9 protein-coding genes are annotated in these 10,855 nt (G+C 61.1%); all 9 read left to right on the top strand.

Features of this window, described 5'->3' with window-relative positions; translation table 11 throughout:
• The first annotated feature begins 363 nt into the window (after positions 1–363).
• The 9 genes from BS630_RS25880 to BS630_RS25840 all read left to right on the top strand — a co-directional run bounded on the left by BS630_RS25880 (position 364) and on the right by BS630_RS25840 (position 10,840).
• Positions 364–702 carry a hypothetical protein gene (locus tag BS630_RS25880; protein WP_003542606.1) on the top strand — a complete coding sequence of 113 codons (339 nt, stop codon included), beginning with the start codon at positions 364–366 and terminating at the stop codon, positions 700–702.
• 140 nt (positions 703–842) lie between these two features.
• A complete protein-coding gene (locus BS630_RS25875; protein WP_011653303.1) occupies positions 843–1,049 on the top strand; it encodes a hypothetical protein in 207 nt (68 codons plus the stop codon).
• A 157-nt stretch (positions 1,050–1,206) separates the two neighbouring features.
• On the top strand, positions 1,207–2,013 hold the full coding sequence (locus tag BS630_RS25870) for a pseudouridine synthase (protein WP_077979651.1): 807 nt from the start codon (positions 1,207–1,209) through the stop codon (positions 2,011–2,013).
• Positions 2,014–2,027: 14 nt separating this feature from the next.
• A complete protein-coding gene (locus BS630_RS25865) occupies positions 2,028–2,714 on the top strand; it encodes a phosphoribosyltransferase (protein ID WP_077979650.1) in 687 nt (228 codons plus the stop codon).
• 103 nt (positions 2,715–2,817) lie between these two features.
• The gene (locus BS630_RS25860; protein ID WP_077979649.1) at positions 2,818–4,560 is read left to right on the top strand and encodes an SLC13 family permease; all 1,743 of its coding nucleotides are present in this window, start codon (positions 2,818–2,820) and stop codon (positions 4,558–4,560) included.
• An 84-nt stretch (positions 4,561–4,644) separates the two neighbouring features.
• Complete coding sequence (locus BS630_RS25855; protein WP_077979648.1) at positions 4,645–5,589, top strand: phosphoribosylaminoimidazolesuccinocarboxamide synthase; 945 nt, start codon at positions 4,645–4,647, stop codon at positions 5,587–5,589.
• 108 nt (positions 5,590–5,697) lie between these two features.
• Positions 5,698–6,300 (top strand): TetR/AcrR family transcriptional regulator, encoded by a 603-nt coding sequence (locus tag BS630_RS25850; RefSeq protein ID WP_077979647.1) that lies wholly within the window; start codon positions 5,698–5,700, stop codon positions 6,298–6,300.
• A gap of 169 nt (positions 6,301–6,469) precedes the next feature.
• Positions 6,470–7,681: an efflux RND transporter periplasmic adaptor subunit gene (locus BS630_RS25845; RefSeq protein WP_077979646.1), complete on the top strand. Its 1,212-nt coding sequence runs from the start codon at positions 6,470–6,472 to the stop codon at positions 7,679–7,681.
• A 48-nt stretch (positions 7,682–7,729) separates the two neighbouring features.
• On the top strand, positions 7,730–10,840 hold the full coding sequence (locus BS630_RS25840; protein WP_077979645.1) for an efflux RND transporter permease subunit: 3,111 nt from the start codon (positions 7,730–7,732) through the stop codon (positions 10,838–10,840).
• Positions 10,841–10,855: the final 15 nt, after the last annotated feature.

The following is a 10,855-nucleotide window of genomic DNA, read 5'->3' as shown; positions in this document are numbered from 1 at the left end:
GTGAGTGGGCTTATAGAACTAACCCTCATAAACAGTCAACACACCCAACCAAAGTTTTTTGACATTTTTGTAACAGGTTGATTCGGCTGGCATTTTTGTCGGTCGCTATTATCCACAGGGCGCCCTTTCGGGACGAATTCCCGAAAATTCCTTTACCAGCTGGTCAAAAATCCATAGGAACGCTGTTCTCAACGACCGAAATATAGCGAGAAAACAGGATCTTGCGCGAAATTATGGTTAACGGAGGATTAAAGCGCCTCCGACCGGCAAGCTTTAAATTTCCGTCACAAATCAGCGGCTGAGATTTCGGAACCTATCACCGAGTTGGGTGTTGTCTTTCCCATTGAAGGAAGGAGACCAAACATGGCTGCCAATACCGATGATATCAGAGCATCTGTCAGCAAGGACATCGCCGCACTCCAGCAGGAAGTCTCGCGCCTGCAGAAGATGATTTCCGCTCAAGGCGCCGAAGCCTATTACGAAGTGCGCGGCCGCGCCGGCAAGGCTTATGACGAAGCCCTGCCCCGGGCAAAAAACGCCGTCGCCCAGATCCGGGCCGAAGGTGTGGCTGCCGCCGACGCAGCCCGCGAGCATCCGACCGCAACAACCACGGCTCTGGTGCTTGCAGGCGCCATTGGCTTTCTTGCCGGATACCTGCTTTCCGGCAGTTCGCAGCCGCAGCCTCGCCATTGGTGGCGCTGAACACGCCATATCCACCCATAAACCAGTTTTTTACGCACCCGCCGATCCGTTTTTCGGCAGGGTGCGTAAATGCTTATGTCTTAGAAAAACCAATTTTTAATGCCAGCTATGGGAACATAAAAAACGAAGGGAGGACTACCATGGAAAACAAGAGGGCCAACTGCATTATCGAAGTCAGTGTCGACAGCGCCGATGGCCGCTATGCGGTCGGCATCATGAATATGCGCCAGGCACTCGATCTGCCGGAAATGCCTAGTCTGTCCTACACCCATCCGGACCCGGTCAAGGCCGCCGCCGGTATCGTCGTCAGCCGCAAGGAACTGGCCGGCTTCATGGCTTGCCGCTGAGGCAGCGCCACCCTAACAAAGCCGCGACGGCGCTTTATCCACGCGCTGAGCCCTTTTTGTAGCGCCTGTTATTCCCCTCGTTTTTTATTCACGCTGCTGGCATCCTTCTGTCGATCATGCCAAGAAAACGGCATCAAAAGCAGGATAAGGATGGCAAATGAGGGAGCGGCGCTCACCGCACAAGACGCGTGAACGGACAAAGCCCGCCGACAACGCCGCGGCCAAAAGGGTTACCCTTCCCCGTGCCCTTTCCAAGCTCGGTTATTGCTCCCGCACGCAGGCCGAACGCCTGATCGCCGAAAATCGTGTTGCGGTTGACGGTCGTATCGTCAACGATACCTCCGCATGGGTCGATCTTGCCACGGCAAGCATCAGCATCGACGGCCTTGTCATCGCGGCCGAAGCGAAAATCTATCTGATGCTCAACAAGCCTCGCGGTCTTGTCACCACCCGCCACGATCCCGAAGGCCGGCCGACGGTCTATGATTGCCTGAGGGATTTCGACATCCCACATCTCTCTCCGGTCGGCCGGCTCGACAAGGCAAGCGAGGGCCTGCTGCTTTTCACCAACGACACCGAATTCGCCCAGATCCTGCTCGACCCGGTCACGCATGTGACGAAGACCTATCATGTCCAGATCGACCGCATCATGGATGACGAGGACATTGTCGCCATAACATCGGGCATCCGCCACGACGGCGAGTTGCTGACGGCGACCGCCGCGCGGCGCCTGCGCCAGGGCGATAGGAATTCATGGATCGAGGTCGAGCTCGACGAGGGCCGCAACCGCCAGATCCGCCGCATGCTGGAGGCGCTCGGCACCGAATGCCTGCGCCTCGTGCGCGTCGCAATCGGCGGGCTCGAACTCGGCGAACTGCCGAAAGGCGCCGTGCGTGCGCTGACCGAACCGGAATTGCAGGCACTGCGCCGGAAAACCGGCATGGAAAGGACGAGACGCAATTGACTGGTGTGACGGAGATGGCGCTGCACGATTTCTGGCAGGAGCTTCACCCGCCCGGCACCTTTGCCGGCGATGGGGAATTTACCTCCTTCTATGTCGCCGTGCTCGAAGATGGCCGTCAGCTACGCCTGCCGATCCGCGAGCTGGCGGATGGCGATCACGCCCTCGCCTCGCTGATCGTCAACCAGGCGAGCTTCCTCGTGCTCGATGCGCTCGCCGAAAGCCTCGCCGAAAAGATCAGGCCCATGCGCATCGACGTCGTCGCCGGCCTGCCGACGCTCGGCCTGACGCTGGCCGCTGCCGTGGCGCAGAAGCTCGGCCATAGCCGATACGTTCCGCTCGGCACCTCGCGCAAATTCTGGTATCGCGACGAGCTCTCCGTCGCCCTGTCTTCGATCACCACGCCGACACAGCAGAAACGTCTCTATATCGATCCGCGCATGCTGCCGCTGCTGCAGGGACGACGCGTCGCACTCATCGATGACGTCATTTCCAGCGGCGCCTCGATCGTCGCGGGTCTTCATCTGCTGACAGGCTGCGGCATCGAACCCGTCGTCATCGGTGCCGCCATGCTACAATCGGAGCGCTGGCGCGAAAGCCTCGCAGCCGCCGGACCGCAATGGAGCGCTCGCACCATCGGCGTCTTCGCGACCCCCATTCTGGAGCGGAATGCCAGAGGCCGGTGGCAAGCACCACCAGCCTGACGCGAGATATGAGGATTGTTCAATCTTTGCCTGAAGGCGCCTCTGTACAGCGCATGAGGAACGATTACAGTCCCGCCTGATCGATGAAACAACGGACCCGCCCATGTCGTTCGAGCAAGCATCCCTGCTGATCCTTCTGCTGGCGATGCTCATTCTCTTCTCGCTCGATCGCATCCGCATCGAGGTGGTCTCGATCGCCGGCCTGCTTGGCGGCTATGCGCTCGGCCTTTATCCCGCCGAGCAGATCTTCACGGGCTTCGCCAGTCCCGTCGTCATCACCGTCGTCGAGATCCTGCTGATCGTCCAGGTGCTGGCGCGCGCTAGGCTCTTCGACAGTCTCGCCGCCCGTTTCGCGGCCGCAAGACCCTCGGACTTCAGGGTTATCTGCGGCACTTCCGCGCTCGCCGGCTTCATGTCCATCTTCATGAACAATATCGGCGCCTTTGCGATCACCTTGCCGGTCGCGCTACGCTTGGGCACGGTCCTGACGATCCCCCGCCGCCAGCTCGTCATGCCGGTCTCGTTCGCGGCTCTGCTCGGCGGCCTCGTTTCGCTGATCGGCACGCCGGCCAACCTGCTCGTCAGCGATGCACTCGCCAAAGCGACCGGAACCGGCTTTCACTTCTTCGATTTCACCTATGTCGGCCTGCCGGTGGCCATCGCCGGCATTTTGCTCATCGCCTTTCGCGTGCAGCACCTGTTTCCGGAACCGGACGAAACACCCGCAACAATCTCCACGGCGGCGCGGCGCATCGTCGTCGAGCGTCGCATCCCTGACGTCTCACCGCTGATCGGCGTGCGGCTTTCCGATTGCCTGGCACGGTTCGCCATCAAGCCGTACGCGCTGATCCGTGACGACAACTTCGCGTTCGGTCCGCTCGACCAGTTAATGATCGAACCCGGCGACGTACTGCTTGCCGAGGGCGCCGATGCGACCTTTGCCGATCTTGCCGCCACACGGGCGCTGATGGCCGACGCCCACGCGCTTGGTCTGCAGCCGGATTTCACCCGTATCGAAGCCGTGGTCATGCCGGAAAGCACGCTGGTCGGTTCGCGCGTCCGCTCACTTGAAGTCTTCCATTCTCGCGGCGTTGCTGTCACCGCCCTTTCCATGCGCGCGCCACGCATCGAGGGCCGCTTCCTCGACCTGCAATTGTCGATCGGCGATATATTGACGCTGGAGGGGCCCCGCATTGCCATCGGCGAAGCGTTGGAGGAAAGCGAGTGCCTGCCGCTCGCCTCGACAGCGCAGAGCGAACCGGCGCTCCTATCCTGGCGGCCCTTCGCGCTCTTTGCCTGCGGCGTCGCCGCCTCGGCGGCCGGCCTGCGTCCCGACGTCGCTTTTGCCGGCGTCGTGCTCGTGCTCGCTCTGCTCAATCATCTGAACATCCGTCAGGCGATGGCCGATCTCAACTGGCCGATCATCATCATGCTGGCGGCGATGATCCCGATCGGCCAGGCGGTGGCAAGCACCGGAGCGGCCGAAACCATTGCCGGCTGGCTCAGCCTCGTCGTGCCGATCACCCACCCGCTCTTCGGCATCGCCCTCATCCTCTTCCTCGCCATGGCATTGACGCCTTTTGTCAACAACGCGACGGTCGCAATCGTCCTGACCCCGATCGCACTGGAATTTGCAAGAGCCGGCAGGCATGCGCCGGACGCCTATCTGATCGCGGTGGCCGCCGGAGCGTCGCTGGATTTCCTGACGCCCTTCGGCCATCACAACAACACGCTGGCAATGGGCATCGGCGGCTACCGCTTCCGTGACTTCATGCGCGCCGGCTGGCCGCTTGCCGTCGCAAGTTATGGTCTCGCCCTGCTTCTTACCGGTCTGTTCTGGCTGTGATGCGATACTCGATCGGCTTGACTTCCCCAGCAATGAAACTAGAGCAGGAAGTCTTCACCCAATAATTAAGGACAGTCGAGCGCCGTGCGAATTCTCTCCGAAGCCCATTTCCCGGAATTGCCGAACTATTATCGCGGCAAGGTGCGCGAGAATTACGATCTTCCGGACGGACGCCGCATCATTATCAGCACCGACCGGCTGAGCGCTTTCGACCGCATCCTCACCTGCATCCCCTATAAGGGCGAGGTACTGACGCAGACGGCGCGCTACTGGTTCGAGGCGACGAAGGACATCTGCCCGAACCACGTTCTCGACTATCCCGATCCGAATGTCGTCATCGGCAAGCGGCTCGACATCCTGCCGGTCGAGATCGTCGTGCGCGGTTATCTCGCTGGCACCACCGGCACCTCGATCCTGACGCTTTATAAGAAAGGCGAACGCGAGATGTACGGCATGCGTCTGCCCGATGGCATGCGCGACAACCAGATCTTGCCGGAACCCGTCATCACGCCGACCAGCAAGGAATTCGACGGCGGCCACGATGAGCCGCTGACCCCGGCCGAAATCATCACGCGTGGCGTTCTCACCAATGAACAATGGCAGACGCTGTCGACATATGCGCTCGCCCTCTTTGCCCGTGGCCGGGAGATGGCGGCGAAAAACGGGCTGATCCTGGTCGATACCAAATACGAGTTCGGCACCGATGGTGACGGCAACATTATCCTCGCCGACGAGATCCACACGCCGGACAGCAGCCGCTACTGGCTTGCCGAAAGCTATCCGGCAAGCTTTGCCGCCGGAAAACGCCCGGAAAGTTTCGACAAGGATTTCGTCCGCGCCTGGGTGGCGGAGCGCTGCGACCCCTATAAGGACGAGATCCCGGAAATCCCCGCCGAACTGATCGAGCAGACCTCGGCCGTCTATATCAAAGCCTACGAGGCGATCATCGGCGAGCGCTTTGTCCCAGACGATAGCGGCGAGACGCCGCTTGCCCGTGTCCGAAACAACCTCGCTCCCTATTTTCCTTGAAAAGGCGACAGACGAAAGCCGCCGGCCCGATCATCAGCTTGCGGCATCCCTTCCAATCGCGCTAGCATCGGAAAAAAGGGGTATCGGGCTCAGCCCGGCGGGGAACAAATGACAAGAAGGCCAAGACGCAAGGCCGAGGAAACGCGGGAAGACATTCTCTCCATGGCGGAGATGCTGTTTCGCGAGCGGGGCTTCGTTGCGGTGTCGATCGCCGATATCGCCGGCGCGCTCCACATGTCGCCCGCCAATGTCTTCAAGCATTTCCGTTCCAAGGTCGCACTGGTCGATGCGATCGCAGGACGTCATCTCGACGATGCCGCCGAGCGCTTCGCCGCCTTCGATGAGAAGCTGCCGCCAAAGGAACAACTGCTCCGCTTCATCCTGCGCCTGCTGGAAAGCCACCTGCAGGACATCCAGAAGAACCCTTACATCTTCGAAATGGTGCTTTCGACGATCGAAGCCAAACTCGAGGCCGGCAATCGCTATCGCGCCCGCATCGAGGCAAAGCTCGGCGAGATCATCCGTGAGGGCATGGCGGAGGGAAGTTATCATTGCCGCGATCCCGAAAGCGCGGCGCATACGGTGGCAGACGTCCTGGCCTGCGTGCTGCACCCTGTCCTGATCGCTCGCGACGACAAGGAGACGCTCGTGCACCGCGCCGAAAAAATCGTGTGTTTCGTCCATGCCGCACTGCAAAATAGCGCTTGCTAAGTGATGATTGCTGAATTACGTCACTTCGTAAAGCTTTTCTTAAATTCGGATGACGGCATTTGAAGCCAACGCAATCCTGACGCTTATGTAAGCCTGCGCTCGATCAAGCCGAGCCCGCAGGCCCGAGCTCGTAGATTGAACGGCGATTGCCACCGCACAGGAATTCAGCATGATACGGCGTGCCCTCCTCATCTCCTCGGCCCTGGCATTCGCAGCCCTTCTCGCCGCTTGCAGCGACAGTGGCTCCAAGCCCGCCGGCAATGCGGGTGCAGGCGCGGCGCAGCAGGCTGCCCTCGTCGGCGTGATCGCGTTGACGAAGGGCACGTTCCCGATCACCACGATCCTGCCCGGCCGTGCCGAGACATTTCAGACCGCCGATATCCGGCCACAGGTTAGCGGCCTGATCCGCGAGGTCGCCTTTAAGGACGGCGGCGAAATCAAGAAGGGCGACCTTCTCTACCAGATCGAGGATGCACCCTACATCGCCGCCGTCGAGCAGGCCAAGGCGGCGATCTCCAAGGCGCAGGCGAGCGTGCCGAGCGCTGAAAGCAATCTCGACCGCTACCAGCGCCTCGTCGGCAGCGGCGCCACCCAGATCGAATTCGAAACAGCCAAGACGACGCTGCTCCAGGCCAAGGCCGAAGTCGAGTCGGCGAAGGCCTCGCTTTCCGCTGCACAGATCGACCTCGACCACACCAGGATCGTCGCCCCCTTCGATGGCATCATCGACCAGACGGCCGTTAATGTCGGCAACGTCGTCTCGGCCAACCAGACGACGGCGCTGACGACGATCCGCCAACTCGATCCGATCTACATCTCGCTGACGGAATCGAGCACCAACCTCTTGAAGCTGCGCGATGCTATGGCCGCCGGCGACATCAAGGGCGAAGCCAACGTGGTCTTCCATCTGATCCTGGAAAACGGCAAGGAATACAATCAGCAGGGCAAGCTCGACATGTCGAAGCAGGTGGTCAGTGAGACGACCGGCACCTTCATCATTCGTGTGCTCTTTCCCAATCCCGACCGTATCGTGCTGCCCGGCATGTATGTGCGCGCAACCGTCGAGCTCGGCGCCGAGGCCGGCTATGCGCTGCCGCAGCTGGCGACGAGCCGTGACGCCAACGGCCGGCTGACGGCACAGTTCGTTTCCGCCGACGGCAAGGTCGAAACCCGCGCCTTCGAGAACAGCTCGCCCTCCAACAATTCCTGGCTCGTGACCGAAGGCATCAAGGACGGCGATCAACTGATCGTCAGCGGCCTGCAATCGATCACCTCAGGCATGCCGGTGAAGCCGGTCCCGATGAAGATCAATGACGCCGGCGTGGTCGTGCCTGCCGAGCAGCCCGCGGCCGGTGACGTTGAGAAGCCCGCGGCGAAGTAATCGCCGCAGGCCCGCATCGTCACCGTCTCAGCCGCACAGGAACAACCGATGGCCAAGTTTTTCATCCGACGTCCGATTTTCGCCTGGGTCATTGCGATCACCATCATGCTCGCCGGCCTGCTGGCGATCTTCACGCTGTCGATCTCGCAATATCCCGACATCGCCCCGACGACGGTTCGCATCAACGCCACCTATCGCGGCGCCAGCGCCCAGACTGTCGAGAAGTCGGTGACGACGATCATCGAGGACGGCATGACCGGCCTCGACGACCTCACCTACATGACCTCGACCTCGTCGACGGGTTCGGCCAGCATCCAGCTCACCTTCGGGACGAGCGCCGACCCCGATATCGCCCAGGTGCAGGTGCAGAACAAGCTGCAGCTGGTTCAGTCGCAGCTTCCAAGCGACGTCATCGACGCCGGCATCAGCGTCACCCGCTCGACCTCGAGCATCCTTCTCGTCGGCTCGCTCGTTTCGACCGACGGCAAGCGCAATTCTGTCGACCTCGGCAATATCATGTCGACCTCGATCGAGGATCAGATCCAGCGCCTGGAAGGCGTCGGCAGCATCAATGTCTTCGGTTCGGGATACGCCATGCGCGTCTGGCTCGATCCGTTCAAGCTTTTGAAATACCAGTTGACGCCGAGCGACGTGACGTCTGCCATCCAGGCGCAGAACACCCAGGTTTCCGTCGGTTCGCTCGGTGCCCAGCCGACGATCCCCGGCCAGCAGCTGAACGTCACCATCACCGCCCAAAGCCAGCTGACCACCGTCGCCGATTTCGAGCACATCATCCTGAAGGTCGAAAAGGACGGCGCGACGGTGCGCCTGAGCGACGTCTCGCGCATCGAGATCGGTCAGGAAAGTTACGGCGGCAGTTCGCGGTACAACGGCCAGCCGTCGACCGGTTTCGCCGTCAACCTTGCGATCGGCGCCAACGCCATCGATACCGCCGCCCGCGTGCGCTCCGCGCTCGAGGTTATCGGCCGCGGTCTGCCGGCAGGTGTCGAGATCACCTATCCCTACGACACCACGCCCTTCGTGGAACTGTCGATCGAGAAGGTCGTGCACACGCTGATCGAGGCGATCGTGCTCGTCTTCGTGGTGCTGCTCGTCTTCCTGCAGAATCTCCGCGCGACGCTGATCCCGACGATTGCCGTTCCCGTGGTGCTGCTCGGCACCTTCGGGGTGCTGGCGGTGACCGGCTACTCGATCAATACCTTGACGATGTTCGCCATGGTGTTGGCGATCGGTCTTCTCGTCGACGACGCGATCGTCGTCGTCGAAAACGTCGAACGCATCATGTCCGAAGAAAAGCTTTCGCCGCTCGAGGCGACGGAAAAATCGATGGGGGAGATCACCGGCGCCATCGTCGGTATCGCGCTCGTCCTCACTGCCGTCTTCATTCCGATGGCCTTCTTCGGCGGTTCGACCGGCATCATCTATCGCCAATTCTCGATCACCATTGTCTCGGCCATGCTGCTGTCGGCACTCGTCGCCCTCGTACTGACGCCCGCACTTTGCGCCACCATGCTGAAGCCGGTCGGCGAGCACAGGAAGCACCGCGTCGGCGACTGGTTCAACCGCAACTTCACGCGCTCGACCAACGGCTATATCAGCGCCATCGGCTATCTGCTGAAGCGGCCGATCCGCGTCATGCTGGTCTTCCTTCTGGTTGGCGTCGGCTGCGCCTATCTCTTCACCCGCCTGCCGAGCTCCTTCCTGCCGCAGGAAGACCAGGGCGTCCTGTTGACCATCGTCACCACGCCGCCGGGCTCGACCACGCAGCAGACCCAGGCAGTGGTCGAAAAGGTCGAGAAATATTATCGTGAAAACGAGAAGGACGCCGTCGATTCCGTATTCGGCGCCCTCGGTTTCGGCTTCAGCGGTTCTGGCCAGAACAGCGCCATCGTCTTCACCAAGCTCAAGGATTTCTCGCTGCGCACCGATCCGACGCTGAGCGCTCAATCGGTCGTCAACCGGGCGCTTGGCAATTTCTTTGCGATCCGTGAGGCGCAGGTCTTCGCGCTGCTGCCGCCGGCGATTCAGGGTCTCGGCGTGTCGAGCGGCTTCTCCATGTATCTCGTCGATACCGGCGGTCATGGCAACGACGCCCTGACGGCCGCCTCCAAGCGGTTGATCCAGATGGGCAATAGCTCGGGCAAGATTGTCGCGCTGCGCAGCAGCAACAAGGAAGTCGAGCCGCAGATGCGCATCGTGCTCGATCAGGAAAAGATCGGCGCCATGGGCGTCGACATTACCTCGGTCAATTCGATGCTGTCGATCATCTTCACCGGCCGTGACGTCAACGACTTCACGCTGAACGGCGAGATCAAGCCGGTCTACGTCGAAGGCGATGCGCCCTTCCGCATGCAGCCGAGCGATCTGAACCACTGGTACGCCCGCAACAATGACGGCGAAATGGTGCCCTTCTCCGCCTTTACCCGCACGGAGTGGGTGAAGGGCGCGCCCTCGCTTGCCCGCTTCAACGCCGTTAGCGCCATTCCGCTCGACGGAGCGTCTGCACCCGGAGTTTCCTCCGGCGATGCGATGAACGAAATGGAAGCACTGACCAATCAGCTCGGCGGCGGTTATACGGTCGCCTGGCAGGGCATCTCCTATCAGGAGCGGCTGTCCGGTTCGCAGGCGCCGATGCTTTACGCGATCTCGGTTCTGGTCGTCTTCCTCTGCCTGGCAGCGCTTTACGAAAGCTGGTCGATCCCCTTCTCGGTGATCATGGCGGTGCCTGTCGGCATCCTCGGGGCGCTGACGGCGGCAACGGTCTTCGGGCAGGCAAACGACGTCTATTTCAAGGTCGGCTTGCTCACAACTATCGGGCTGGCGGCGAAGAACGCGATCCTAATTGTCGAATTCGCCAAGGACCGCATGGAAAGCGGCATGGGGCTCTACGAGGCGACATTGGAAGCGGCGAGGTTGCGGCTGCGGCCGATCATCATGACCTCGCTCGCCTTCATTCTCGGCGTCGTGCCGCTGGCGATCGCGACAGGCGCGGGCTCGGCGGCGCAGAATGCCATCGGTATCGGCGTTCTCGGCGGCATGCTGGCGGCCACAATGCTCGGAATTTTCTTCGTGCCGTCGTTTTTCGTCGTCATTCGACGCATCTTTGCCACACGCGCCAAAAATGCGGCAGGACTGTGATATAAATACACTGTG

It is taken from the genome of Rhizobium laguerreae (genome assembly GCF_002008165.1).
GTDB classification, from domain to species: Bacteria; Pseudomonadota; Alphaproteobacteria; order Rhizobiales; family Rhizobiaceae; genus Rhizobium; species Rhizobium laguerreae.
The sequence above is the reverse complement of the archived record's forward strand: the minus strand, read 5'-3'. Positions and strand labels throughout refer to the sequence as shown.